Raw genomic sequence first — 25,072 nt, forward strand, 5'->3', positions numbered from 1 at the left:
CGCCCCCCCGCCGCCCCGGGCCCGCCGCGGGGGGCGGGGCGGCCCCGCCCCCGCGCGCCCCCCCCCACACGTGCCCAGCCCCCGCCCACGGAGAGACGTACAGGAAACACTCATGGCCATCTTGTCCCCCACCAAGCCCGCGCACGCGCGCGGCGAACCGGACCGTCCGCCTCGACGGCTCGGCCTCTCCCAGCGGCTCGGCCGGCTGGACGTGAAGGTCTCGCCCTACCTGTACATCTCGCCGTTCTTCCTGCTCTTCGCCGTCGTAGGCCTGTTCCCGCTCGTCTACACGGCGGTCGTGTCCCTCTACGACTGGAACCTGCTCGGCGGTCAGGGCGACTTCGTCGGCATGGCGAACTACGTCGCCGTCCTGCAGCAGCCGCTGTTCTGGAAGTCGGTCGCGAACACGTTCTCGATCTTCCTGTTCTCCTCGGTGCCGCAGGTGATCATGGCGATCGCCATCGCCGCGATCCTCGACCAGAACCTTCGCGCGGCGACGTTCTGGCGCATGGGTGTCCTGGTGCCGTTCGTCGTGGCGCCGGTCGCCATCTCCATGATCTTCGGCCGGCTCTACGCCGACCAGTACGGCTTCATCAACGAGCTGCTCGGCCTGGTCGGCGTCGACCCGGTCGCGTGGCACGGCGACCGCCTCGCCAGCCACTTCGCCATCTCCACGATGGTCAACTACCGCTGGACCGGCTACAACACGCTGATCTTCCTCGCCGCGATGCAGGCGGTGCCGCGCGAGCTCTACGAGGCCGCGGTCATCGACGGCGCCGGGCGCATCCGCCAGTTCTTCTCCGTGACGGTCCCCCAGATCCGGGCCACCGTCATCTTCGTGGTCATCACCTCGACCGTCGGTGGCATGCAGATCTTCGACGAGGTCCGCATGTACGACTCGCAGGGCCTCGGCGGCCCCGACCGTGACTGGATGACCACGGTCGTCTACCTCTACGACGTCGCGTGGGGCAACCAGAAGAGCTTCGGCAAGGCGGCCGCCGTCGCCTGGCTGCTGTTCATCATCATCGTCATCGTCGGCATGGCGAACTTCATCATGACGCAGCGCATCGCCACCGGCGGCACGAGAGGCCCGAAGGTGAGCCGACGCCACACCAAGGCCCTGCTCGCCGAAGCCCGTGCCGGAGCGGCCCAGAGCGGCACCCCGACGCCATCGGCACCGCCCGGTGCCAACGCCGGCCCCCCGCCCGGCTCGCCACCGCCACCGCCGTCGATCCCGTCCGTCCAGCCGTCCACCGGCTCGCCGAACCAGAACCCCGGGGAGGACGTCCGATGAGCTCCGTCGCCGTCACCGCGCAGACCGCCGGCACACGCGCTGCCCGCGCCGCCGCCAAGCGCCGCGCCCGCGGCAAGGCACCCCTCGGCGGGTCCGCCCGCCGTGCCGGTCGGGTCACGTACATCCTGCTGGGCGCTGTCCTGCTGATCTCGATCTTCCCGCTCTACTACACACTGCTGCTCGGGTCCTCCGACCCGACGTCGATCGCGCAGAACGCGATCCCGCAGTGGCTCCCCGACGCGAGCCTGTTCACGCAGTTCCAGACGGTCATCACCGACTCCAACATCAACTTCTGGAAGGCGCTCTGGAACTCGACCCTCATCGGCGTGATCTCGTCGGCGTCGGTCGTGCTGTTCTCCACCCTGGCGGGGTACTCCTTCGCCAAGCTGAACTTCCGCGGCCGTGGCCCGCTGCTGGTCTTCGTCATCGCGACGATGGCCGTGCCGGTCCAGCTCGGGATCATCCCGCTGTACATCCTCATGAGCGAGATCGGCTGGTACGGCAAGGTCCAGGCCGTCATCCTGCCCGGTCTGGTCACGGCGTTCGGTGTGTTCTGGATGACGCAGTACCTGTCCGAGGCCCTGCCGTACGAGCTCATCGAGGCGGCCCGCGTGGACGGGGCGTCCATGATCCGCACGTTCTGGTCCGTCGCGATGCCCGCGGCGCTGCCGGCCGCCGCGATGCTCGGTCTGTTCCAGTTCGTGCAGCAGTGGACCAACTACTTCTGGCCGTCGATCATCCTCACCAACGAGAATCCGACGCTGCCGCTCGTGGTGCGCTCGCTGCAGGCGAACTACTTCGTGGACTACTCGCTGGTGATGGGCGGCATCTTCCTCGTCACGCTCCCGCTCCTCGTGATCTTCTTCTTCGTCGGGCGTCAGCTCGTGGCCGGGATCATGGCTGGCGCGGTGAAGGGCTGACACGCAGACTCGATCACAGGTTGTCCGGGCGCCCCAGGGCGCCCGGACAGTCCCCTCCTCCGACAGGGAAGTACAGATGACTCTGAGCATGCCGGGCATCGCGGCTCGCACCGCCGCCCCCGGGACGGCTGTCCCGTTCACGCCGACCAGCCCGCTGGTGCAGGCGACCCGGAACACGAGCGGACGCGTCGCCTTCCCGGACGGGTTCCTCTGGGGCGCTGCCACGGCCGCCTACCAGGTGGAGGGTGCCGGCTCCGAGGACGGCCGCCTCGACTCGATCTGGGACGTGTTCGCCCGGGTCCCGGGCGCCGTGCACCACGGCGACGACGGCATGGTCGCCTGCGACCATTACCACCGGTACCACGAGGACGTGGCGCTCATGAAGAGCCTCCACCTCGACACGTACCGCTTCTCGACCTCCTGGGCGCGGGTGGTCCCGGACGGCAGGACGGTCAACCACAAGGGTATCGATTTCTACTCCCGGCTGGTCGACGAGCTCCTCGGAGCCGACATCATGCCCTGGCTCACGCTGTACCACTGGGACCTCCCGCAGGCCCTGGAGGAGGCCGGCGGCTGGCCCGCACGGGACACGGCCTACCGGTTCGCCGACTACGCCGAGGTCATGGCGGACGCCCTCGCTGATCGTGTGCCCGTCTGGACGACGCTCAACGAGCCGTGGTGCTCGGCGTTCCTCGGCTACACCGCGGGCGTCCACGCGCCGGGCCGGACGTCGCCGGAGCTCGGGCTGGCGGCGGCGCACCACCTCATGCTCGGCCACGGGCTCGCCGTCGAGACCCTGCGCGAGCGCGCTCCGCAGGCGTCGCTCGGCATCACGCTCAACTTCACCGTCTCGGACCCGGTCGACCCGGACAGCCCGGCGGACGTCGACGCGGCGCGACGTGACGACGGCATGTTCAACCGCATCTTCCTCGACCCGGTCCTGCGGGGCGCGTACCCGCAGGACATCCTGGTCGATGTCGCGCACCTCGGGCTCGCCGAGCTCATCCGGCCGGGCGACCTCGAGCTCATCTCGACGCCCATCGACGTGCTGGGCGTGAACTACTACAACGGTGGCGCGGTCTCCGCGACCCCCGAGGCCGCGGCCGGTGCGCAGGACGGCACTGCCGGGCCCGACGGGGTCCGCGAGCACGACGACAGCGCGCCGGCCCGGGAGACCCGGTCCCCCAACCCGGTCCCCGAGGGCGTCTACCCGCACAGCCGCGGCCTGCCGACGACGGACATGGGTTGGGAGGTGCAGCCGGAAGGGCTCACCCGGTTGCTGGTCCGGATCCAGGAGGACTACACGGGGCCGCGCGGCACGGCGCTCTTCGTCACGGAGAACGGCGCCGCCTATCCCGACGTCGTCGAGCAGGACGGCACCGTCGACGACCCGGACCGCATCGCCTTCCTCGACGCGCACCTGCGCGCGCTGAAGGACGCGATCGATGCGGGCGCCGACGTCCGCGGCTACTTCGCCTGGTCGCTCATGGACAACTTCGAGTGGGCGCTCGGCTACTCCAAGCGTTTCGGCCTGACGCGCGTGGACTACGAGACCCAGGAGCGCACCGTGAAGTCCTCGGGTCGCTGGTACGCGGACGTCGCCCGGGACAACGCCGTCCCGGCCCGCGGTTGAGCGAAAGGTAGTCTCCGATCGTGGTCACGAAGCACATCGTTCCGACGCTCGACGACGTCGCGCGCGCCGCAGGAGTCTCGCGGTCGACGGCGTCCCGCGCCATCAACGGGGGCGATCGCGTGTCCCCCGAGGCCCAGCAGGCCGTCGACGCAGCCATCCTCCGGCTGGGCTATGCGCCCAACCGGGCGGCACGCTCCCTCGTGACCCGCCGGACGGACTCCATCGCGCTGGTGGTCCCCGAGCCGGACGCCCGCATCCTCACCGACCCGTTCCTCGCCGGTGTGGTGCGCGGAGTCAGCGAGGGCCTCGGTGGCACGGACCTGCAGCTCGTGCTCCTGCTCGCTCGCCCGGGCGAGCGGCCGGGGCACATCGCGCGGTACCTGAACAGCGGTCACGTCGACGGTGTCATCATCGCCTCGCACCACAAGGACGACCGCCTCGAGCCGGAGCTGCGGTCCGGCTCGCTCCCCGGCGTGTTCGTGGGTCGCCCGTTCGACAGCGCTGGTCTGCACTACGTGGACGTCGACAACTCGGCCGGTGCCCGCGTCGCGACGCAGCGGCTCGTCGATCGTGGCTGCCGCACGATCGCAGCCGTCACCGGTCCGCAGGACATGACCGCGTCGCTCGACCGCCACGAGGGGTGGCGCCGGACCCTGAGCCGGGCGGGCCTGCCGACCGACGCGGTGGCCAACGGCGACTTCACGGTGGAGGGCGGCGCCAAGGCGATGGAGCGCCTCCTCGCCGACCACCCCGACATCGACGGTGTCTTCGCCTCCTCCGACCTGATGGCGTCCGGTGCGCTCCAGGTGCTGCGCGACCACGGCAAGAAGGTGCCGGACGACGTCGCGGTCGTCGGCTTCGACGCCCTGGGCGCGGAGCGCACGACGCCACGGCTCACCACGGTGCTCCAGCCGGTCGTGGAGATGGTGGCGGCAGCGACGTCGACGCTCCTCGACATGCTGGCCGGCGAGGACGTGCACCCGGAGCCGCGGATCTTCGTGCCCCGCCTCGTCGAGGGTGACTCCGCCTGAGCCGCAGCCTCGGGCGGCATCAGCACCGCCTGACCCACCCACCGTTGTGGGTGCACGACACGCCGACTGACCGTTCGGCTAGACGGCGTGTCGTGCACCCACAGCACTCGTCAGTCGCGCAGGTGGCCGTACCGGTGCTTGGTCCGGCTGACCGCCTGCTCGCGCAGGAACGTCAGCAGCTCGCGCCGCCCGGCGGCCAGCACCGGCCCGTCGAGCACGGTCACCTCACCGAGCCGGTCCACGGCTGCCTCGCGCAGCCCGGGGGCGGACCCGACCACGCGGATCCGACCGGTGACCTGCCCCTCGGCGACGGCTGCCGCGAACTGCGCGTGGGAGACGGGCTCCCCGTGCGGCACACCCCATCCGGCGTCGGCCTCGGGGACGACGACGGCGCGCACCCCGGCACGCCGGGCACCGGCCAGGACACGCTGCACCTCGGCGGGCAGCGCGTCGTCGCCGATGCGCACGGTCACCTGCTCCACGGGCCGGTAGCGGAAGGTGTTCTCCTCGACGCTCAGCCCGGTCTTGTCGTGCGGCACGCCGAACTCGCTCTGCCATGCGGCGTCGTCCGAGGCCTCGGCCCAGGCGAGCCATCCTCGGGGGTCGTTGCCCCGTGAGGGGGGTCCGCCGGCCGCCGCCGGCGTGTCGCTCCACGAACCGAGCTGCGCCACGTAGTTGGGGCCGCCCGCCTTGGCACCGGGCCCCACCACGGAGGCCTTCCAGCCCCCGAACGACTGCCGCTGCACGATCGCCCCGGTGATGTGGCGGTTGACGTAGGCGTTGCCGACCTCGACGCGGTCGAGCCAGGTGGCGATCTCGTCGGCGTCGAGGGAGTGGATCCCACCGGTCAGCCCGAAGGACACCTGGTTCTGGATCTCGAGCGCCTCGTCCAGCGTCGCGGCACGCATGATGCCGAGCACCGGGCCGAACACCTCGGTGAGGTGGAAGAACGAGCCGCGGGCGACGCCGTCGCGCAGGCCGGGGGTCCACAGGCGGTCGGGTTCCAGCCCGGCCGCGGCCGCCTGGTCGTCGAGCCGGCGCGGCGGCACGAGCCACGTCTCTCCCGGCTCGAGCGTGGTGAGCGCCCGCTCGAGCTTGCCGGTGGCGGGCTCGGTGAGCGGCCCCATCACGGTCGACAGGGTGGTGGACGCCCCGACGGCGAGGGATCGCACGGCGTCGACGAGCTGTCGCTGGAAGCGTTCGCCCGTGACGGTCGTCGGGTCGCCGACGGAGCCGACGAGGATGACCAGGGACGCCGCGGAGCACTTCTGCCCGGCGTGCCCGAACGCGCTGCGCACCACGTCGGCCACGGCCAGGTCGAGGTCCGCCGACGGCGTGACGACCAGCGCGTTCTTGCCGGACGTCTCGGCGAGCACCGGGCGCTCCGGCCGCCAGCGTGCGAACAGCTCGGCCGTCTCGATGGACCCCGTCAGCACCACGCGAGCCACGTCGGGGTGGGTGACGAGATGCTTGCCGGCGTCCCCGTCCGGGACCCGCAGGTACTGCACGGCGTCGCGCGCGACGTCCGGGGCCAGGCCGATCTCGGGGGCCACCGTTTCCAGGGCCTCGTGGACCGCCTCGACCGCGAGCTCGTAGCAGCGCGGTGTGGGCGGTGCCGGCTTGGCGAGCACGGTCGAGCCGGCAGCGAGCGCCGCGAGCACGCCACCGATCGGGATGGCGACCGGGAAGTTCCACGGCGGGGTGACGAGGGTGACGCCGTCGGGCGCGAAGTCTGCGCCCTCGACGGTGTCGAGCGCCTCGGCGGCGTCGGCGTAGTAGCGGGCGAAGTCGATCGCCTCGGTGACCTCGGGGTCGGTCTCCGGGACGGTCTTGCCGGCCTCGTGCACGGCGGCGGCGATCAGGTCGCCGCGACGGGCCTCGAGGCGGTGCGCGGCCACCCGGAGCACCCGGGCGCGTCCGGTGGCGGGCACGGCGGCCCAGGCTCTGCCGACCTCGACGGCGCGGGCGACGGCAGCGTCGATCGTCGCGGTGTCGGTGATCTCGGGGGCCTGGACGGGCACGAATCCGCTGTCGGGCCCGACGATCCGCTGTGCCCACTCGCGGTGCGCCGCCACGGTGGGGTCCGTGTCGGTCGCGTTGCGGAACGGACCGTCCGTGACAGGTGCGGGCTCGGCGGCGAAGCGGGACCGGCGGCGGGGCGCGACGTCGTCGGGCGTGTAGTCCAGGCCGCGCGTCACCGAGGCGCGGAACGCGACCTCCTGACGGTCCATCGGCGTGCCGGCTACCCCGGGCACGGCCGACGGCGGGGCGAAGGAGGCGTGCAGGAAGTTCTGCTCGGCGGCGTTCTCCTCGAGCCGGCGCACCAGGTAGGAGATCGCCACGTCGAAGTCCTCGTCGCGGACCACCGGCGTGTAGAGGACCACGTCGCCGTGCTCGTCGGGGGCGCCCCGGGTGACCTCGGCCCGCACGAGCCGTGCCTCGACCGGCGCCATGCCCTGCAGCATCTCGACGTCGAGGCCTTCGCCGACGCCGCGGCCGCGGGCGAGCAGCACCGCGAGCGCCACGTGGAACAGGTTGTGGGACGCTGCGCCGAGGCGGACGGCCGCCGTGCGCTCGGGCGTGAGGTGGCGGTCGAGGATGCGCACGTAGTTGGCGTCGACCTCGGGCTTCGAGAGGTACGGCGCGGCGGGCCAGTCGTGCAGCTCCGCCTCGACGTGCTCCATCGCGAGGTTGGCGCCCTTGACGAGCCGGACCTTGATCCGTGCACCGCCCGCACGCACCCGGCCCTGCGCCCAGTCGGTGAGCTCGTCGAGCGCACCCATCGCGTCGGGCAGGTAGGCCTGCAGGACGATCCCGGCCTCGAGGTCGCGGAACTCGTCCCGGTCCAGCACGTCGCGGAAGACGGCGGTGGTCAGGGCGAGGTCCTTGTACTCCTCCATGTCGAGGTTGAGGAACACGCCGTGGTCGCGCGCGGCGCGGTACAGCGGCAGGAGCTGGGAGACGACGCGTTCCCGCGAGCCGTCGAGGTCCCAGGTGACGAGCTGGGCCGCCACGGAGGAGACCTTCACGGAGACGTAGTCGACGTCGTCGCGCCGCACCAGGTCGATGGTGCGCTGCAGGCGGGCCTCGGCCTCGTCGGCGCCGAGCACGGCCTCGCCGAGCAGGTTGACGTTGAGGGTGTAGCCCTCGTCGCGCGTCCGGGCGAGGTGCTTGCCGAGCCCTCGGCCCGCGTCGGCGACGAGGTGACCGACCAGCTGACGCAGCCGGACCCGCGCGGCGGGCACCACGACGGCGGGCAGCATCGGCGCGACGGCGGCCCCGGCGCGGAACAGCGCCCGGTCGACCGGTGACAGGAAGCTCGCGCTGCCGGCGTCGCGCCCGAGCCGCGCGAGGGCCTTGGCGGCCACCCGGACGTCCTGGGGGCGTGCGACGTCGTCGACGAAGCCGACGGCGAGCTCGAGGCCGGCGGGGTCCGCGACGAGGTCGCCGAGCCGCTCGGCGGTGGCGCGGGTGCGGCGGTCGGCGCGGGTGGCACCGCCGCCGGTCCCCTCGGCGGTGGCGATCCACGAGTGGGCGAGGGCCACGGCGTCCTCGACCAGGGCGGCGGCGTCGGGGAGGTCGGGCCGTCCGACGCCGGGGGTGGTGGCGCCGCGCTCGTTCAGGTGGGTGCTCATCCCTCCAGGATGCTCCTGACGGCGCCTGCTCGTCTTGTACAGAACCGCTCGCGACGCGGCGCTCCTGCGACAAACACGACGGCGACAAACTTGCCGCGCGGCGCCGTGCCGGGTAGACCGGCACCGTGCCTCCCCCCGTACCGCCGCCCGACGGGCCGCCCGTCGACGAACCGACCTGGCCCGCCGGCGACGCCGTCCTGGCCGCGATGGCGCGGACCATGGTCGCCCTCATGGACGAGCTGAGCGACGTCATGTTCTGCGCCAAGGACGCGTCCGGCCGCTACGTGCTCGTCAACCGGACGTTCGTGCACCGCACCAAGGAACGTTCGCGCCGGCAGGTCGTCGGCCGGCGTGCGCGGGACCTGTTCGTCCCCGAGCTGGCGGAGCGCTACGAGGCCCAGGACGCCGAGGTGCTCCGGGGCGGGCGGCCGCTGCGGGGCGAGCTGGAGCTGATCCGGCGCCTCGGCGGCACCCCCGGCTGGTACCTCACGTCCAAGCTCCCCGTGCACGACGACGCGGACCGGCTCGTCGGCATCGTCTCGGTCTCGCGCGACCTGCGTTCCCGGGACGCCGACGACGTCACGATGGACGCGATGGCGCGGCTGCGGTCCGCGGTGGAGCGGCACCTGGACCGCTCCCCCGAGGTGGCGCTGACGGTCCGCGACCTGGCGTCGATGGGGGGCTGCACCCCGGCGGTGCTGGACCGGCGCGTCAAGCAGGTGTTCGGGCTGTCGCCCCGCCAGCTCGTGCTGCGCACCCGGGTGGACCGTGCGGCGGACCTGCTGACCGGCGGCAGCACCCCCATCGCCGAGATCGCCGCCGGCACGGGCTTCTACGACCAGGCGGCGTTCACGCGGGCCTTCGCCCGGCTGACCGGCGAGACGCCGGCGTCGTTCCGCCGTCGGGCACGCCGGGGCTAGCGAGGCCGCACCGGGGCCGCCGCGCCCGGGCGGGGGGCCGTCGTCGAGCCCCCGTCGGTGGGGTTACGGTTTGCCTGCGACCCCGCACGACGGGGCGTACCGACCCGCCGGGCCGGACCCGAGCGCCCGGCCCGTGCCTTGCAGGAGGTTCTGTTGACGACGACGTCGACCCCGACGACCCTGGTGGCGGAAGCCCCACCCCTGGTGGCGGACGCCTCACCCCTGGCGACGGCGCACAGCCAGCTCACCAGGGCCGTCGCGCACCTGGGCTACGCCGACGGCCTGCACCAGATGCTCGCCACGCCCCGCCGCGAGACCCATGTCGCGGTGCCGCTGCGCCGCGACAGCGGCGAGACGGTGCTGTTCCACGGCTTCCGGGTACAGCACAACGTCTCGCGCGGGCCTGGCAAGGGCGGGCTGCGCTACCACCCGGCCGTGGACATCGACGAGGTGCGGGCGCTGGCCATGTGGATGACGTGGAAGTGCGGCATCGTCGACCTGCCCTACGGCGGCGCGAAGGGCGGCATCGGCATCGACCCGCGCGAGTACTCCGCGGCCGAGCTCGAGCGCGTGACGCGCCGCTACACCTCGGAGATCATGCCGGTGATCGGCCCGGACACAGACATCATGGCCCCGGACATGGGCACCGACGCCCAGACGATGGCCTGGGTGATGGACACCTACTCGGTGAACCGCGGCTTCACGATCCCGGCCGTGGTGACGGGCAAGCCGCTCGCCGTCGGGGGGTCGCTGGGCCGTGGGACGGCCACGAGCGCCGGCATCGTGCACGTCACGGCCGCCGCGCTCAAGGAGGCGGACGTGCCGCTGCCCGAGGTCTCCGTGGCGATCCAGGGCTTCGGCAAGGTGGGCGGCCACGCCGCGTCGATCTTCGCCGACCGTGGCGCCCGGGTCGTCGCCGTGAGCGACCAGTACGGTGGCGTGCGGGCGGACGACGGGCTCGACGTGGAACGGCTGCAGCAGCACGTGGAGGCCACGGGTTCGGTCGTCGGGTTCGACGACGCCGACCCGATCTCCAACGCCGAACTGCTGGCCCTCGACGTCGACGTCCTCGTCCCGGCCGCGCTCGAGGGCGTGCTCGACGAGTCCACGGCCCCGGCGGTGCGCGCCCGGTGGGTCGTCGAGGGCGCGAACGGCCCGACGACGGCGCGCGGCGACCAGATCCTCGCGAGCAACGGGGTCGTCGTGGTGCCGGACGTCCTCGCGAACGCGGGCGGCGTCGTCGTCTCCTACTTCGAGTGGGTGCAGGCGAACCAGACCTACTGGTGGTCGGAGCAGGAGATCGCCGAGAAGCTGGCCCGGCGCATGTCGTCGGCCTACGCCGACGTCTCGATGCTGGCCCGGCGCGACGGGATCTCGCTGCGCGACGCCGCCCTGGTCATCGGTGTGCAGCGCACGGCCGAGGCGCACGAGACGCGGGGGCTCTACCCCTGAGCCGCGACGGGGACGCGCTGGTCGCCCGGCTGCGGGCGGCCGGCTGCGTGTTCGCCGAGGACGAGGCACGGCTGCTGCTCGACCACACCGACGGCCGAGCGGCGGTGCCCGACGAGCTGGAGGCGCTGGTCGCCCGTCGTGTCGCCGGCGAGCCGCTGGAGCACCTGCTCGGCTGGGTGGAGCTCGCCGGCCACCGGTGGTCCGTCGGCCCGGGGGTGTTCGTCCCGCGGCGCCGCAGCGAGCTGCTGGTCCGCACCGCCCTGCACGTGACGCCCCCGACCGAGGTCGTGGTGGACCTGTGCTGCGGCTGCGGCGCCGTCGGCGGGGCGGTGCTGCTGGGCCTGGACGGCCGGTCGTCCGCCGCCCTGCACGCGAGCGACCTGGACCCGGCCGCCGTCGCCCACGCCCGACGCAACCTCGCACCGCTCGGAGGGACGGTGCACCAGGGCGACCTCTTCGACCCGCTCCCGGCCGCGCTGCGGGGCCGGGTCGACGTGCTGCTCTGCCACGCCCCGTACGTACCCACCGCCGCGATCGCCGGGATGCCGCCCGAGGCCCGGGACCACGAACCGGTCGTCGCTCTCGACGGCGGCAGCGACGGGCTCGACGTGCTGCGCCGGGTGGTCGCCGACGCACCCGCCTGGCTGCGGCCGGGCGGCAGCCTCCTGTTCGAGGTGGGCACCGACCAGACGGGCGGGGCGCTCGCGCTCGTGGCGGCCGCCGCGTTGAGGGGGCGCGTCGTGCACGCCGAGGACGACGACGGGCCCGGCGGCACCGTCGTCGTCGCGGCGGCGGGCACCTAGCCACCCGTGGGCGGTGCTAGCGCCGGCGCGCGAGGGCGACGATGATCGGCGCCACCACGGCGACGACGGCGGCGATCGTGGCGGCCACGGCGACCACGACGTCGGTCAACGGCCCCTGCGTGCGTGCGACCGCGATCCAGGCGAGACCCCAACCCGCGGCGAGGCCCACGGGGATCGTCACGAAGGGACGTGTCCGGCCGTAGACGGCGACGGCCACCACGACCAGCGCTCCCGCAGCGGCCAGGACCGCTCCCCAGACGCTCTCGCCGAGACCGAGCCCGCCGACCTCCTGGGCGGCGAGGGTCGCCGCGACGTCGGCGATCGTCGCGATGCTCACCCATCCCAGGTAGAGCCCGACGGTGACGTCCGTCGCGACGGTGTCGAGCGGCCGGCGCGACGGGATGCGCACGACCAGGACGAAGATCACGCACAGGACGGCGAGGAGGGCGACGATGACCAGCACGCTGCCCCACAGCCAGCCGGCCTGGACCACGGCGATCCAGACGGCGTTGAGCAGCATGGACCCGAGGAACCACCAGCCCACGGCCCGCATCCGCGCGTCCCCGCCGCGTCCGGGCAGGAGCTGGACGATCGCGAACAGCAGGAGCCCGGCGTAGATCACCGACCAGATGGAGAAAGCCGACGAGCCGGGCGCGACGACGGTGGCCGAGGCGGAGAGCGCGCCGCCCGCCGCCTCGGCGATCGGTTGCCCCCCGAACGCTCCGGAGCCGACGGCAGCGCCGGCGATCGCGACGAGCGACCCGAGCAGGACGACGACCTGGCGCACCCGGTCGCCGGTGGTGGCAGGGGCCGGGGACGCGGCGGAGTCGTTGTCGGTGCTCATGGTTCCAGCATGTCGAACATCAACCGGCTGAGCATCCGCTGGCCGGCCGCGTGACGGCCCTCGGCCCGTCAGGCGAGGGGCTGCCGGTCGGCCCAGGCGCCCAGCTCCACGCGCGGGCCGGTGAAGAACGGCACCTCCTCGCGCACGTGGCGGCGCGCCTCGGTGGCCCGCAGGTCGCGCATGAGGTCCACGATGCGGTGCAGCTCGTCCGCCTCGAACGCGAGCAGCCACTCGTAGTCGCTCAGGGCGAAGGTGCTCATGGTGTTGGCCCGCACGTCCTTGTACCCGGCCGCGGCCATCCCGTGGTCGCGCAGCATCGTGCGGCGCTCGTCGTCGGGCAGCAGGTACCAGTCGTAGGACCGGACGAACGGGTACACGCACAGGTAGTCACGCGGTGCCTCACCGGCGAGGAACGCCGGCACGTGACCCTTGTTGAACTCGGCGGCGCGGTGCAGCGCCACGACGGACCACTCGGACGCCAGGTGCGCCCCGAGCCCGGAGGCGCGCAGTCGCTGGTAGGCGCCCTGCACGGACTCCACGGACGGTCCGTGCACCCAGACCATGAGGTCGGCGTCGGCCCGCAGGCCCGCCACGTCGTAGACCCCGCGCACGACGACGTCGCCCTCGGTGCCCGCGGCGTCACGGTCGGTCCGGGGCCGGCCGTCCCACAGCGCGTCCTCGGCCGCGGCCACGAGCTCGGCGCGCGCGCCGCCGTCGGCCGGCAGCGGCTCGGCGAGGGAGAACACCGAGATCATCGCGTAGCGGACGGACTCGTTGAGGGGCTGCGCGTCGACGGCCTCGCCGGTGTCGCCGTGGATGTGCTGGTCGGTCACGGGTGGTCTCCTTCGTGTTCGGTACGCCGTGGGCGGGCAGGATCAGCGGTGCAGGTCGCGCGAGCACAGGGCGGGGACACCGCTCGGCTCGCCGTCGCGCCGCAGGCAGCAGTCCACCTCGCAGACGGAGCGGAACGCGGGCAGGTCGCCCACGGTCGCCTCGTCGACGTCCTCGCCACGGGCGATCGCGGCGCGCTCCAGGAGCAGGTCGACCAGGCCGGCGACGAACGGTTCCCGGGTGCCGACGGTCCCGGCCCGCACGGCGTTCATCCCCAGCTCGGTGGCGGTGTCCATCGCCTCGGTGTCGAGGTCGTACGCGACCTCCATGTGGTCGGAGACGAACCCGATCGGGGACAGCACCACGTCGCGCAGGCCCTCGCCCGCGCGCTGGGTCAGCAGGTCGTTGACGTCGGGCTCCAGCCACGGCTGGGTGGGCGGGCCGGAGCGGGAGCAGTAGGACAGCTCCCACTCGACGGCGTGCCCGCGCTGCTGGCCGACACGCTCGGCGATCACGGCTGCGACGTCGAGGTGCTGCTGGGAGTAGGTGGCGCCGGAGACCCGGGACGCCGCCTCCATCGTGTCAGGGATGGAGTGCGTGACGAACACCAGCCGCGCTTCGGCCGGCGTGCCACCCGCTGCTTCCAGCGCGGCATAGGCGTCCAGCACCGCGTCCACGTTCGCCTGCACGAACCCCGGGTGGTTGAAGTACGAGCGGATCTTGTCGAACTGGACGCCCGTGGAGCCGTCCGGGCCGAGCTGGCCACGCTCGTCCAGCGTGACGGCGAGGTCCTCCCGGTACTGGCGGCAGCCGGAGTAGGACGAGTAGGCCGAGGTCACGAGGGCGACGGCGCGCTGCGCCCCGAGCCGCTCGAGCTCGTCGATCGCGTCCGTGGTGTACGGCTCCCAGTTGCGGTTGCCCCACACGACGGGGATGTCGATACCGCGGCGGGCGAGCTCGGCCTCGAGCGCCGCCTTGAGCGCGAGGTTCTGGTCGTTGATGGGGCTCTTGCCGCCGAACGCGTAGTAGTGCTCGCCGACCTCCTCCAGGCGGGAGTCGGGGATCCCCTTGCCGGCCGTCACGTTGCGGAGGAACGGGACGACGTCCTCCGGCTTGTTCGGGCCACCGAAGGAGTAGAGGAGCAGGGCGTCGTACGGGCCGGGATCGGCCGACCGGGAGGTCATCGGCATGTCCCTCATCCTCGCACCGGACGGGACGCTCGGTCGCCCCGGTCAGCGAAAACGGACGTGACATTGAACGCACACCGTGTCATCTCCTTCCCGGCGTCGACCGGGTGCCGATCCTCGCCGCGCGGCGGCGCCGTCGAGCCGCAGGTCACGGCCGCGGGTAGGCTCGAGAATCCGCCCGTACCGTCGCGGAGGAGGCATCGTGGCCAGCATTCGCACCGCCGCCTCCCCCGCCGCGGCCACCCGGCCGACGACGTCGGCCACCGTGCTCGGTGTCGTCGGCACCCGGGCGCTGGTCCAGGCCCCCGACGGCACGACCGCGCAGGTCGCCCAGGAGCTGACGCTGCCCGTCGTCCCGATCGACCGGCTGCTCGCGCCGGGCATGCGGGTCCGGGGAGCGCTCGACGCCGGCTCGCGGCGGCTCGACGTGCGGGGCATGCTGCCGGACCCGGCCGCTCAGCTCGCCCGCGTGCACGGCCGATACCCCGACGGAGCCGTCGTGCCGGCACAGGTGCACCAGGTCGCGGCCGACACCGTGCTGCTGGCCCTCGCCCCGGCGGTGACGGTACGGGTCCCGCGGGAGCATGCCGCCCGTGGGGACGCCGACCTGCGCGACCTGTTCTCGGTGGGCGAGACCGTCGCGGCGAGGATGCTCCCGGGCCGCCCCGTTCCCGGCCCCGGTGGCGGCACCATCCAGCCGGACCTGCGGCTCGACGACGTGGACGACGCCGACACGGCGCTCGAGGCCGTCAGCCTCCTCGACGGCGGACCCCCCTGGCTCCCGTCGCCCTGCCCCGACGACGCGTCGTCCGCCCCCTCCGCAGCGACGCCCCCGGAGCCGGCACCACGGCCGCGACCCGTCCCCGGGCCCGGTCCGCGACCGGCCGTCCCCCCGCCCGACGTCCACCAGGGGCCGGACGGGCGCACCCGGGCCGCCGCGCCGTCGTCCGACGCTCACGTGCCCGAGGAGGACGACACCGCGGCCGCGCCGACCCCGCCCAAGAAGGCGCTGGTCAACCAGCTCGAGCTGTCCGTCCACGAGCACCGCTCCCGGGCCGACCGCGCCGAGCACGACGCCGTCGAGCTGCGTGCCACCGTCCGGGCGCTCGAGCTGGAGGTGACCGGGCTGCGCGACCTCGTGCGGGAGCAGCGCGACCGGCTCGACCGCCTGCACGACGACGTCGAGCGGTACAAGGCCAAGATCCGCAGCGCCCGCAAACGCCGCGCACGCCCGACGGAGCCCGCACCGGCGCGGCGGCTCTTCACCGACCCCGAGGCCCAGCTGCGGTACGACGTGCTGCAGGCCTGGGCCGAGATCATCGGCGCGGACGAGAAGGACGAATACCCCCTGCCCCGCTTCACGGTCGGTCCACGCTTCTGCGAGTCGCTCGCCGACGTGGGGCGAGGGCTGGAGGACCGTGTCCACCGCGCCGTCGTCCTCGTCCTGACCGGGCGCGCGCCCGACGTGCCGGGCCTCGGGCTGCACCGGTTGCGGTGCGGCGACGGCGGTGGCAGCCCGTACCTGGTGCGCGAGTCGGACGGCGCGCACGCCATGCGCCTGTCCCTCCAGGCGAGCTCGCCGCAGGCCCGCCGGCTGCACTACTGGGTGCTGCCGGGTGGCGACGTCGAGCTGTCCCGCGTGGTGCTGCACGACGACTCCGCCCCCTGACACGCACCACTCGCCGGGGCCGTGCTACCTCGCGAGGGCCAGGGTCGTGACCGACGCCGCGACCTCCGTCAGCCGCGTGGCCGTGCGCGACATCAGCTCGTCGAGCCCGATCGGCCCGGGAGCGATCGAGAACGCCGCCGCGATCCCCGCCGCGCGTGCCTGCGCGGCCGGGAGCAGGACCTGGCCGGCGACCACGACGACCGGGGGCCGGGCCGGGGACGCCTCAGCCAGGCGGGCGACGCCGTCGGCCACCTTGCCCCGCACCGACTGGGAGTCGAACGACCCCTCGCCGGTGATGACGAGCGCGGCGTCCGCGAGCGCCGCCGGCAGACCGACCGCCTCCGCCACGAGCGACGCCCCGGGCTCGAGCTCCGCGCCGAGCAGCGCCACGAGCGCGGCGGGCACGCCGCCGGCGGCACCCGCTCCTGGCAGCTCGTGGACCCGGACGCCGGACCGACGCTCCAGGAGGTCGGCCCACCGGGTGAGCGCCGCGTCGAGGAACTCGACCTCCCCCGGCCCGGCGCCCTTCTGCGGGGCGAACACGGCGGCCGACCCGAGCTCGCCGACGAGCGGGTTGGTGACGTCGACGGCGAGACGCCAGCGCACCTGGCGGGCGCGCGGGTGCAGGCCGGACAGGTCCAGCGAGGCGACCTGCGCCAGGCCCTCGCCGCCGTCCGGGACGGGTGCGCCGTCGGCGTCGAGGAGCCGGGCACCCAGACCGGTCAGGAGGCCGGCGCCACCGTCGGTCGAGGCAGAGCCGCCCAGGCAGACGAGCACCTCCTCGACGCCGGCGTCGAGCACGGCGGCCGCGACCTCGCCCGTGCCGTGCGTACCGGCGTGCAGCGGCTGGGGCGGGACGTCGCCGACGGCCGGCAGACCGCTCGCCTCGGCGAGCTCGACGACGCCGGTGCGACCGTCGGGCGAGACGGCGAACCGCGCGGTCCTCGGACGACCCACGGCGTCGACGGTCTCGACGTGCTGGACGGGCGTCAGCCAGGTGGTGACCAGCGCGTCGAGGGTGCCCTCGCCGCCGTCGGCCATCGCGAGGCACGTCACGCGCGCGTCGGGGCTGGCGGCCAGGACGCCGGCCCGCAGCGCCGCCGCGACGTCGGTGGCCCCGAGGCTGCCCTTGAACGAGTCGGGCACCACCACGACGTGGGGCTCGTCGGGCGTGGCGGTGCGGGTCACGTGGCGAGGGGCGGGCTCGGCGGGTGTCGGCGAGGTCACGCGCCGAGGATAACCGGCCCGATCAACCCTGGGGTGACCAGTCCGCGATGCCGGCCTGCGCGGCCCGCAGCCTGTCGAGCAGGCGCGTCAGCTCGGCCTGCTCCTCGACGTCCAGGGCACCGCCGACGTACTGCTCCATGGCACGGACGTGGCGCCGTCCGACGTCGCGCTGCATCCGCCGTCCCGTCTCCGTCAGCGCCACCAGGGTGCCGCGGGCGTCGTCGTCCGGCACGGACCGCAGGACGAGCTCGCGGTCCTCGAGCCGTTCCACGAGCCGGGAGAGCGAGGACTGCGCCATGAGGACGCTCTCGTTGAGGTCGCGCAGCCGCATGGTGCAGCTCGTCGCCCGGGACAGCGTGAAGAGCACGTCGTACTCGCGCATGGACACCTCGTCCCAGACCGAGTCCGCCTGGAACCGGCGCATGAGCGTGACCTGCGTGCGGAACAGCGCCTCCCAGGTCCGGGCGGCATCCCGAGCCGTGCCGGGCAGGCTGCTGTCGGTCGATGTCATGGGTTCTCCTGTCCTGGCGTCGTCGCCGCGAGAGTCCGAGGGCGTCGTCTATCGACCCAGCCGGCGCTCGCGCCGGGAGAAGTCACGCAGCGCGCGCAGGAAGTCGACGCGCCGGAAGTCCGGCCAGTATGCCTCGACGAACGACAGCTCGGAGTGGGCACTCTGCCACATGAGGAACCCGCCGACGCGGAGCTCGCCGGAGGTGCGGATCACCAGCTCGGGGTCGGGCTGGCCCTTGGTGTACAGGTGGGCGGCGATGTCCTCGACGTCGAGTCGCTCGGCCAGCTCGGCCAGCGTGGTGCCGTTGGCCTCCTCGGCGCGCAGGTAGGACCGCACGGCGTCGGCGATCTCGTGGCGGCCCCCGTAGCCGACGGCGACGTTGACGTGCAGGCCCACGACGTCGGAGGTCTCGGCCACGGCGCTCCGCAGCGCGTTCGAGAGACGCTCGGGCAGCAGGTCCAGTCGTCCCATGACCCGCAGGCGCCATCGCCCGGAACCGGCGAGGTCGCAGACGGCGTCCTCGATGATGTCGAGCAGGTTGGCGAGCTCGGACTCGGGTCGCGCGAGGTTGTCCGTGGAGAGCATCCACAGGGTCACGACCTCGATGCCCAGCTCCTCGGCCCAGCCGAGGAACTCGGTGATCTTGTCGGCCCCGCGCCGGTGGCCCGTGGCTGCCGTCTCGCCGAAGGACTTCGCCCAGCGCCGGTTGCCGTCGAGGATGACGCCGACGTGGCGCGGCATCTGCTCGCGGTCCAACGACCCGGAGAGCCGGCGCTCGTACAGGCTGTACAGCGGGTGGGGCAGGCGCACGCTGGTCCTTCGCGGTGTGGCGGGGGGTCGGACGAATCGGGACAACGGTACCGCTCCGGGTCGCCCCGCCGGGACGACCGGGCGAGGTTCGCGCGCGTGCCCCGCCGTCTCGTCGCACGATCTTCACAGGTCCCCGGCGGGACGGTTCCCGCACCGCGCCTACGGTGGCGTAACCTACGGGACCGTAGGTTCATTCGACGAGCACCAGCACCAGCAAGGAGACACCGTGGCCGAAGGAGCCGAGCGTCGTGGTCCGGGGACGGAAGCCCCGGACCGCGGTGACCTGACCGCTGCCGCGAAGGACGTCGCGCGGGACGCGAAGGACGTCGCCCGCCGGCTCAAGCCCAGGCTCCGCGGATGGATCCACGCGGCCACGACCCCCCTCGCGCTGGCTGCCAGCATCGTCCTCGTCGTGCTGGCCGAACCGGTGGCCGGCAAGGTCGCGGCGGCGGTCTTCGGACTCAGCGCGTTCATGCTCTTCGCCACCAGCGCCGTCTACCACACCGGGACGTGGTCGCCGCGCGTCGAGGCGGCCCTGCGACGCGCGGACCATGCGAACATCTTCGTCATCATCGCCGGCACCTACACGCCGCTGGCCGTCATGCTGCTGGACCCGCGCGCCGCCACGATCCTGCTCACCATCGTGTGGATCGGCGCCGCCGCCGGGGTGCTGACGCGGCTGCTGTGGATGGGCGCGCCACGCTGGCTCTACGTGCCGATCTACCTGGCGCTCGGCTGGGTGGCCGTCGGCTACCTCGGCCAGTTCGGCGCCACCGGCGGCCCGGCCGTGGTCTGGCTCGTCGCCGGCGGTGGGCTCGCCTACACGCTCGGCGCGGTCGTCTACGGCACCAAGTTCCCGAACCCCTCACCCCGGTGGTTCGGGTTCCACGAGATCTTCCACGTCCTGACGGTCGTCGGTTTCACCTGCCACACCGTGGCGATCTACCTCGCGGCCACCTGACCCTCCCCCCGGTCGCCGAACGTCAGGGCTGGGGCGAGGGTCAGCGGGGGACGACGGCGTAGCGCCGGTTCTGCAGCGAGGGGTTCGCCCGGCGCACCGCGGCGAGCTCCTCAGGATCCAGGTCCACCGTGCGGTACTGCGGCCGTTCGTCCAGCTCCAGGCCGACGACGCCGTCCGGCCCGACCAGCACGGACCTGCCCGTGACGCCCTTGCCGGCCATCCCGACGCCGACCGTCACGACGGTGTTCTCGATCGCCCGCGCCGCCAGCAGCGTGCGCCAGTGCTCCGCCTTGAGGGGACCCGCGACCCAGGCCGCCGGGACCACCAGGACCTCCGCCCCGGCGTCGACCACGCGCCGCGCCGACTCGGGGAACCGCAGGTCGTAGCAGGTGATGACGCCGAAGGTGAGGTCGCCGACCCGCAGCGTGAGCGGTGCCGCGTCGGCCGGCCCCGGCTCCAGCCGGTCGGACTCGCGGGTGCCGAACGCGTCGTAGAGGTGGACCTTGCGGTACGCGCCGACCAGCTCGCCGGAGGCGTCGACGGCGACGACGGCGTTCACCGCACGACGTGCGTCGGCCGGGCCGGGCGTCGCGCCCGGCAGCGTCGTCCCGGCGATCACGGCCGTCCCGTGCTCCGCGGCGAGCGTGCGCAGGGTGGACACGAACGCGCCGTCCAGCGGCTCGGCGTGCTCGATGCCGACGCCGTGCCGGTGGTACCCCGAGGCGTACTCGGGCAGCACCAGGAGGTCGGCGTCCACCGCCGCGGCGGCCTGGAACGCGTCGGCGACCATGTACCGGTTCGCCTCGTGGTCGTCGGCCACCTCGACCTGTGCCACGGTGACGCGCGTCATGACGCGGGCCGGTCCGTCCCGTCCGGGGTGCCGCCGTCGGGCGACGCGTCAGACGGCGGAGCGGGCGACGGCGAAGCGGGCGACGGCGAAGCGGGCGAGTCGGGCGTCGCGGCGCCGTCGGACGCCTCGCCCGTCGACGTCCGGAACCCGATGGACCGCCGCTGCGGCACCTCGATGCCGTGCGCCCGGGCGTAGGCGTCCGCCTTGCGCACGTGGCGGCTCAGGGAGAGGAAGAGGAGCACCGCGGCGGCCGCGATGGCGAACGTCGCGAGGAATCCCGTCAGACCGGGGGTGACCTCCCAGTCCTCCAGGACGGGCGCCGTCGGGCTGGGCGACGGGCTGACGTCGGCCAGCAGGCCGCCGAGCAGCGCGACGGACATCAGGACTCCTCCTCGACGCCGGCGAACAGGTCGGACTCCGGGGTCTCGACCGGCACCCGGGAGTCCGCGAGCTCGAACTCCTCCGTGGGCCACACGTCGACCTCGAGGTCTCGCGGCACGGCGAAGAAGAATCCGTCGGGGTCGATCTGCGAGGTGTGGGCGACCAGCGCGGCGTCCCGCTGGGCGAAGTAGCCGGAGACGTCGATCCGCGTGGTGACCTCCCGTTCGGGGATCTCCCGCGCCGTGCGGGACTCGATCCAGTCGCCGAACGGGGATTCCAGGCCGGCGCCCTCCATGGCCTCGTGCGCCGCACGGATGCGCTCCATCGAGAAGCCGTGGTTGTAGTAGAGCTTGCGCGGCTCCCACGGCTCCGCGCCGCCGTCGACGACGTAGCGGCTCGCGTCGCCCGCCGCACGGTAGGCCTCGTACGAGACCTCGTGGCAGCGGATGTGGTCCGGGTGCGGGTAGCCGCCGGTCGGGTCGTACGTGGTCATGACGTGCGGCCGGAACTGGCGGACCAGCTCGACGAGCGGTGCGGAGGCCTCCTCCAGCGGCAGCAGGGCGAAGCAGCCCTCCGGCAGCGGGGGCAGCGGGTCACCCTCCGGGAGGCCGGAGTCGACGAACCCGAGCCACTGCTGACGCACGCCGAGCGCCGCCGCGGCCGCTGCCATCTCGAGGCGGCGCACGGCGCGCTTCTCCTCGAGCGTGTCGAAGGAGTGCCCCTCGGGCGGCGCGAACGACGGGTTGAGCACGTCGCCACGTTCCCCACCGGTGCAGGTGACGACGAGGACCTCGACACCCTCGGCGGCGTACTTCGCCGTCGTCGCGGCACCCTTGCTCGCCTCGTCGTCCGGGTGCGCGTGCACCGCCATGAGCCGCAGTGGTTCGCCGGTCAAGGGTCCTCCTGGGATGAGTTCGAGACGTCCGCGTCGTGGAGGACAATGGTGTCATGACCTCCGAGCAGCTCCCCACCGTCCCCGCCGGCCGCTACGGAGGCGCGGCGAGGGCCTCCTCGACGCCGGCCCGCGGCCCGGGGCGGGGCGCCAAGGTCGCGATCGGGGTCGCCCTCGCGGCCGCCGTCGGTGCCACCGCCTGGTTCTCCCTGGCGCAGAGCGCCGCGGATCCCGTCACCGCCGAGATGGTGAGCTTCGACGTCGTCGACGCGGAGCGCGTGGACGTCACGTTCCAGGTGCACATGCCCCCGGGCACGACGGCGGTCTGCACCGTCGACGCCCTGTCCACCAGCTACGCCCAGGTGGGCACCCTCGACGTCCCGGTCGGCCCCGCGGACGGCCGGACCTCCGCCTACCAGGTGACCGTCGGCACCTCCGAGCAGGCGACCGCCGCCGACGTCACCGACTGCGTCGTCTCCGACCTCTGACGGCTCGACGACGGTGCCACGAAGTCCACGAATCCACCCACCGTCGGCTATCCTGAGGGATTCACACGCAGTCCTGCGCCGTCCGGCGCGCGTGCCGACGCCCGCCGGGCGGCCCGGCGTGCGTCATCCGGGGCAGGCGACGAGCACCACGAAAGGAGAGCCCTCGTGACCGAGAGCAACGTCACCTGGCTCACCCAGGAGGCTCACGACCGGTTGCAGTCCGAGCTGGAGCACCTCTCCGGACCGGCCCGCACCGAGATCGCCGAGCGCATCGCTGCCGCACGCGACGAGGGCGACCTCAAGGAGAACGGCGGCTACCACGCTGCCCGCGAGGAGCAGGCGAAGAACGAGGCCCGCATCCGCGAGCTCACCGAGAAGCTGCGCCACGTGCAGGTGGGGCAGCCCGCCGACGACGGCACCGTCGAGGCCGGCATGGTCGTCGTCGCCGAGGTCGCCGGTGACGAGATGACGTTCCTCATGGGCTCGCGCGAGATCGCCGGGACCACGGACCTCGACGTCTACTCCCCCACGTCGCCCCTGGGGGCGGCCATCGACGGCAAGAAGGTGGGCGACTCCACCAGCTACACCGCGCCGAACGGGCGCGAGATCCCGGTGGAGATCCGCTCCGCCAAGCCGTTCTCCGGCTGACTGCCACATGCCGGGGCGCCCACCGTCGGACGCCCCGGCATCGTGCGGCTGTGGTCAACATCGCACCCCGGATTCAACGTGGCGGGGTGGGATTATCCCTCGATCGTGTCTATGGTTGATGCCGGTATGACAATTTCTGACGGCCCAACGACCAAACCGACCCCCTCGGCGCCCGCGGACGCGGCTGCCGGGGACGGCTCCACGCCACTCACCATCCGCCGCCCCACCGTCGACGACGGAGGCGCCATGTGGCGGGTCGCCCGCGACTCCGGATCGCTGGACCTCAACTCGTCGTACAGCTATCTGCTGCTGGCCGACCACTTCTCCGACACGTGCCGGATCGCCCTGCTGGGTGACAACGTCGTCGGCTTCGTGACCGGCTACCGACTGCCGGCGGATCCCAGCCGCTACTTCCTCTGGCAGGTCGCGGTCGACGAGCGCGCCCGCGGGCGCCGCCTCGCAGGGCGTCTCATCGACGCCGTGATCGACGAGCAGCCGGAGATCACCTCCCTCGTGACCACGGTCACCGAGGACAACGCAGCCTCCCGCCGCGTCTTCCGACGCTGGTCCGAGGACCGCACCGCCTCGCTCACCGAGGTGCCCGGCTTCGAGGCACAGCACTTCCCCGACGGCCACGAGGCAGAACCGCTGCTCGTGATCGAGGGCTTCCGCAACTGACACGACACCGGGCTGCGCCGGTCCCGCGCGCAGGTGACGACACAGCCCCCGTTCCATTCGAAGCACCCGCGCGCACCACCTCAGAGGAGTGTCCTTCGTGACGACCCTGACCCCCCAGTCCGACGCGTCGACCACCGATGACCCGACGGGCTTCACCGCCCTCGAGTCCGAGGTCCGCAGCTACTCCCGCGCCTGGCCCGTGGTGTTCGACCGTGCGGTCGGCGCCACCGTGTACGCCGAGGACGGTACCGAGTACCTCGACTTCTTCGCGGGTGCAGGTTCCCTCAACTACGGGCACAACAACCCGATCCTGAAGAAGGTCCTGCTGGACTTCCTCGCCGACGACCGCATGGTGCACACGCTCGACATGTTCACCACCGCGCGTCGCGAGTTCCTGCAGACCTTCCGCACCAACATCCTCGAGCCGCGCGGACTCGACCACAAGGTCGTCTTCCCCGGCCCGGGCGGCGCGAACGCCGTCGAGGCGGCCCTCAAGCTCGCCCGCAAGGTGACGGGCCGCGAGTCGGTCATCAACTTCACCAACGCGTTCCACGGAATGACGCTCGGCGCCCTGTCCGTGACCGGCAACTCGATGAAGCGCGGCGGCGCCGGCATCCCGCTGGTGCACGCCACCCCGATGCCGTACGACGACTACTTCAACGGTGACGTCGACGACTTCCAGTACTTCCAGCGGATGCTCGAGGACGGCGGGTCCGGCCTCAACGAGCCCGCCGCCGTCATCGTCGAGACCGTCCAGGGCGAGGGTGGCATCAACGCCGCGCGCGCCGAGTGGCTCCGTGGCCTGGCCGAGCTGTGCAAGGCGCACGGGATCCTGCTGATCCTCGACGACATCCAGATGGGCTGCGGCCGGACCGGCGGGTTCTTCTCCTTCGAGGAGGCCGGCATCGTCCCGGACATCATCTGCCTGTCGAAGTCGATCTCCGGCTACGGCATGCCCATGGCGATCACCCTCGTGCGTCCCGAGCTGGACGTGTGGGAGCCGGGCGAGCACAACGGCACCTTCCGCGGGTTCGCCCCGGCGTTCGCCACGGCCTCCGAGGCGATCCGGACCTACTGGTCCGACGACACCCTCGAGAACGAGGTCAAGGCCAAGGGCCTGATCGTCGAGAGCGCCTTCAACTCGGTCGTCTCGCGTCACCCCGACCACGAGCTCCTCTCCAAGGGTCGCGGCCTCGCCCGCGGTCTGCAGATGCCCGACGGCGAGCTCGCCGGCCGGGTGACGCAGTACGCGTTCGAGCACGGTCTGCTGGTCGAGACCTCGGGTCCCGACAGCGAGGTCGTCAAGCTGCTGCCGCCGCTGACCATCACCGAGGACGAGCTGCGCCGCGGCCTGGCCATCCTGGACGAGGCGTTCGACGCCGTCCTGGGCTCCTGACCGACCCGTCC

General features: G+C 73.1%; 23 protein-coding genes. 13 read left to right on the forward strand and 10 right to left on the reverse strand.

Annotated features, from left to right (window positions below; translation table 11 throughout):
* Nucleotides 1-112: 112 nt before the first annotated feature.
* The 4 genes from ACH5HR_RS10305 (at nucleotide 113) to ACH5HR_RS10320 (ending at nucleotide 4,878) form a co-directional block, all read left to right on the forward strand.
* Nucleotides 113-1,294 carry a carbohydrate ABC transporter permease gene (locus ACH5HR_RS10305; RefSeq protein WP_416477717.1) on the forward strand — a complete coding sequence of 394 codons (1,182 nt, stop codon included), beginning with the start codon at nucleotides 113-115 and terminating at the stop codon, nucleotides 1,292-1,294.
* Nucleotides 1,291-2,214, forward strand: a complete 924-nt coding sequence (locus tag ACH5HR_RS10310; RefSeq protein WP_402377446.1) for a carbohydrate ABC transporter permease — start codon at nucleotides 1,291-1,293, stop codon at nucleotides 2,212-2,214. Before ACH5HR_RS10305 ends, ACH5HR_RS10310 begins: the two co-directional genes overlap by 4 nt.
* A gap of 76 nt (nucleotides 2,215-2,290) precedes the next feature.
* On the forward strand, nucleotides 2,291-3,847 hold the full coding sequence (locus tag ACH5HR_RS10315; RefSeq protein WP_416477719.1) for a glycoside hydrolase family 1 protein: 1,557 nt from the start codon (nucleotides 2,291-2,293) through the stop codon (nucleotides 3,845-3,847).
* A 17-nt stretch (nucleotides 3,848-3,864) separates the two neighbouring features.
* Nucleotides 3,865-4,878, forward strand: coding sequence for a LacI family DNA-binding transcriptional regulator (locus ACH5HR_RS10320; protein WP_402377616.1), 1,014 nt, complete (start codon nucleotides 3,865-3,867; stop codon nucleotides 4,876-4,878).
* A gap of 110 nt (nucleotides 4,879-4,988) precedes the next feature.
* Here ACH5HR_RS10320 and ACH5HR_RS10325 read toward each other — a convergent pair whose 3' ends face one another.
* On the reverse strand, nucleotides 4,989-8,513 hold the full coding sequence (locus ACH5HR_RS10325; protein ID WP_416477720.1) for a proline dehydrogenase family protein: 3,525 nt from the start codon (nucleotides 8,511-8,513) through the stop codon (nucleotides 4,989-4,991).
* Nucleotides 8,514-8,638: 125 nt separating this feature from the next.
* Between ACH5HR_RS10325 and ACH5HR_RS10330 the strand changes: the two genes are divergently transcribed.
* From ACH5HR_RS10330 to ACH5HR_RS10340, 3 genes are all read left to right on the forward strand, one after another.
* Nucleotides 8,639-9,433, forward strand: a complete 795-nt coding sequence (locus tag ACH5HR_RS10330; RefSeq protein WP_416477722.1) for a helix-turn-helix domain-containing protein — start codon at nucleotides 8,639-8,641, stop codon at nucleotides 9,431-9,433.
* Between the two features lie 153 nt (nucleotides 9,434-9,586).
* Entirely contained in the window at nucleotides 9,587-10,885 is a 1,299-nt protein-coding gene (locus tag ACH5HR_RS10335) for a Glu/Leu/Phe/Val family dehydrogenase (RefSeq protein WP_416477724.1), read from the forward strand.
* 47 nt (nucleotides 10,886-10,932) lie between these two features.
* Nucleotides 10,933-11,688, forward strand: coding sequence for a putative protein N(5)-glutamine methyltransferase (locus ACH5HR_RS10340; protein WP_416477725.1), 756 nt, complete (start codon nucleotides 10,933-10,935; stop codon nucleotides 11,686-11,688).
* A gap of 16 nt (nucleotides 11,689-11,704) precedes the next feature.
* On the opposite strand, the gene ACH5HR_RS10345 is transcribed toward ACH5HR_RS10340, so the two are convergent.
* From ACH5HR_RS10345 to ACH5HR_RS10355, 3 genes are all read right to left on the reverse strand, one after another.
* Entirely contained in the window at nucleotides 11,705-12,532 is an 828-nt protein-coding gene (locus ACH5HR_RS10345) for a TspO-related membrane protein (protein ID WP_416477726.1), read from the reverse strand.
* Nucleotides 12,533-12,600: 68 nt separating this feature from the next.
* Nucleotides 12,601-13,365, reverse strand: a complete 765-nt coding sequence (gene hemQ / locus ACH5HR_RS10350) for a hydrogen peroxide-dependent heme synthase (RefSeq protein ID WP_402377466.1) — start codon at nucleotides 13,363-13,365, stop codon at nucleotides 12,601-12,603.
* A 42-nt stretch (nucleotides 13,366-13,407) separates the two neighbouring features.
* The gene (locus ACH5HR_RS10355; protein ID WP_416477728.1) at nucleotides 13,408-14,553 is read right to left on the reverse strand and encodes a ferrochelatase; all 1,146 of its coding nucleotides are present in this window, start codon (nucleotides 14,551-14,553) and stop codon (nucleotides 13,408-13,410) included.
* Between the two features lie 199 nt (nucleotides 14,554-14,752).
* On the opposite strand from ACH5HR_RS10355, the gene ACH5HR_RS10360 reads away from it, so the two are divergent.
* A complete protein-coding gene (locus ACH5HR_RS10360; protein WP_416477729.1) occupies nucleotides 14,753-16,219 on the forward strand; it encodes a hypothetical protein in 1,467 nt (488 codons plus the stop codon).
* 24 nt (nucleotides 16,220-16,243) lie between these two features.
* Here the strand turns inward: ACH5HR_RS10360 and ACH5HR_RS10365 are convergent, their stop codons facing one another.
* The 3 genes from ACH5HR_RS10365 to ACH5HR_RS10375 are packed head-to-tail and all read right to left on the reverse strand — an operon-like array spanning nucleotide 16,244 to nucleotide 18,767.
* Nucleotides 16,244-17,446, reverse strand: coding sequence for a glycerate kinase (locus tag ACH5HR_RS10365; protein ID WP_416477730.1), 1,203 nt, complete (start codon nucleotides 17,444-17,446; stop codon nucleotides 16,244-16,246).
* A gap of 22 nt (nucleotides 17,447-17,468) precedes the next feature.
* On the reverse strand, nucleotides 17,469-17,957 hold the full coding sequence (locus ACH5HR_RS10370) for a MarR family winged helix-turn-helix transcriptional regulator (RefSeq protein ID WP_402377477.1): 489 nt from the start codon (nucleotides 17,955-17,957) through the stop codon (nucleotides 17,469-17,471).
* A gap of 48 nt (nucleotides 17,958-18,005) precedes the next feature.
* Entirely contained in the window at nucleotides 18,006-18,767 is a 762-nt protein-coding gene (locus ACH5HR_RS10375) for an isoprenyl transferase (RefSeq protein WP_402377480.1), read from the reverse strand.
* A gap of 283 nt (nucleotides 18,768-19,050) precedes the next feature.
* On the opposite strand from ACH5HR_RS10375, the gene trhA reads away from it, so the two are divergent.
* On the forward strand, nucleotides 19,051-19,728 hold the full coding sequence (trhA, locus tag ACH5HR_RS10380; protein WP_416477901.1) for a PAQR family membrane homeostasis protein TrhA: 678 nt from the start codon (nucleotides 19,051-19,053) through the stop codon (nucleotides 19,726-19,728).
* A 40-nt stretch (nucleotides 19,729-19,768) separates the two neighbouring features.
* Here trhA and ACH5HR_RS10385 read toward each other — a convergent pair whose 3' ends face one another.
* From ACH5HR_RS10385 to mca, 3 genes are read right to left on the reverse strand one after another with little or no spacing between them, the layout of a single operon-like run.
* A complete protein-coding gene (locus tag ACH5HR_RS10385; protein WP_402377482.1) occupies nucleotides 19,769-20,578 on the reverse strand; it encodes a nitrilase-related carbon-nitrogen hydrolase in 810 nt (269 codons plus the stop codon).
* Nucleotides 20,575-20,958: a hypothetical protein gene (locus ACH5HR_RS10390; protein ID WP_416477732.1), complete on the reverse strand. Its 384-nt coding sequence runs from the start codon at nucleotides 20,956-20,958 to the stop codon at nucleotides 20,575-20,577. The genes ACH5HR_RS10385 and ACH5HR_RS10390 overlap by 4 nt, the downstream gene beginning before the upstream one ends.
* Nucleotides 20,958-21,854, reverse strand: a complete 897-nt coding sequence (mca, locus tag ACH5HR_RS10395; RefSeq protein WP_416477733.1) for a mycothiol conjugate amidase Mca — start codon at nucleotides 21,852-21,854, stop codon at nucleotides 20,958-20,960. Before mca ends, ACH5HR_RS10390 begins: the two co-directional genes overlap by 1 nt.
* Before the next feature lie 53 nt (nucleotides 21,855-21,907).
* Between mca and ACH5HR_RS10400 the strand changes: the two genes are divergently transcribed.
* From ACH5HR_RS10400 to ectB, 4 genes are all read left to right on the forward strand, one after another.
* On the forward strand, nucleotides 21,908-22,339 hold the full coding sequence (locus ACH5HR_RS10400; RefSeq protein WP_416477735.1) for a DUF4307 domain-containing protein: 432 nt from the start codon (nucleotides 21,908-21,910) through the stop codon (nucleotides 22,337-22,339).
* A gap of 165 nt (nucleotides 22,340-22,504) precedes the next feature.
* Nucleotides 22,505-22,987, forward strand: a complete 483-nt coding sequence (gene greA / locus ACH5HR_RS10405) for a transcription elongation factor GreA (protein ID WP_402377494.1) — start codon at nucleotides 22,505-22,507, stop codon at nucleotides 22,985-22,987.
* A gap of 126 nt (nucleotides 22,988-23,113) precedes the next feature.
* Complete coding sequence (gene ectA / locus ACH5HR_RS10410; RefSeq protein ID WP_416477737.1) at nucleotides 23,114-23,665, forward strand: diaminobutyrate acetyltransferase; 552 nt, start codon at nucleotides 23,114-23,116, stop codon at nucleotides 23,663-23,665.
* 97 nt (nucleotides 23,666-23,762) lie between these two features.
* Complete coding sequence (ectB, locus tag ACH5HR_RS10415) at nucleotides 23,763-25,061, forward strand: diaminobutyrate--2-oxoglutarate transaminase (protein ID WP_416477739.1); 1,299 nt, start codon at nucleotides 23,763-23,765, stop codon at nucleotides 25,059-25,061.
* The last annotated feature ends 11 nt before the right edge of the window (nucleotides 25,062-25,072 follow it).

Origin of the sequence: Isoptericola maris (assembly GCF_048065335.1) — a bacterium.
Taxonomy (GTDB): domain Bacteria; phylum Actinomycetota; class Actinomycetes; order Actinomycetales; family Cellulomonadaceae; genus Isoptericola; species Isoptericola rhizosphaerae.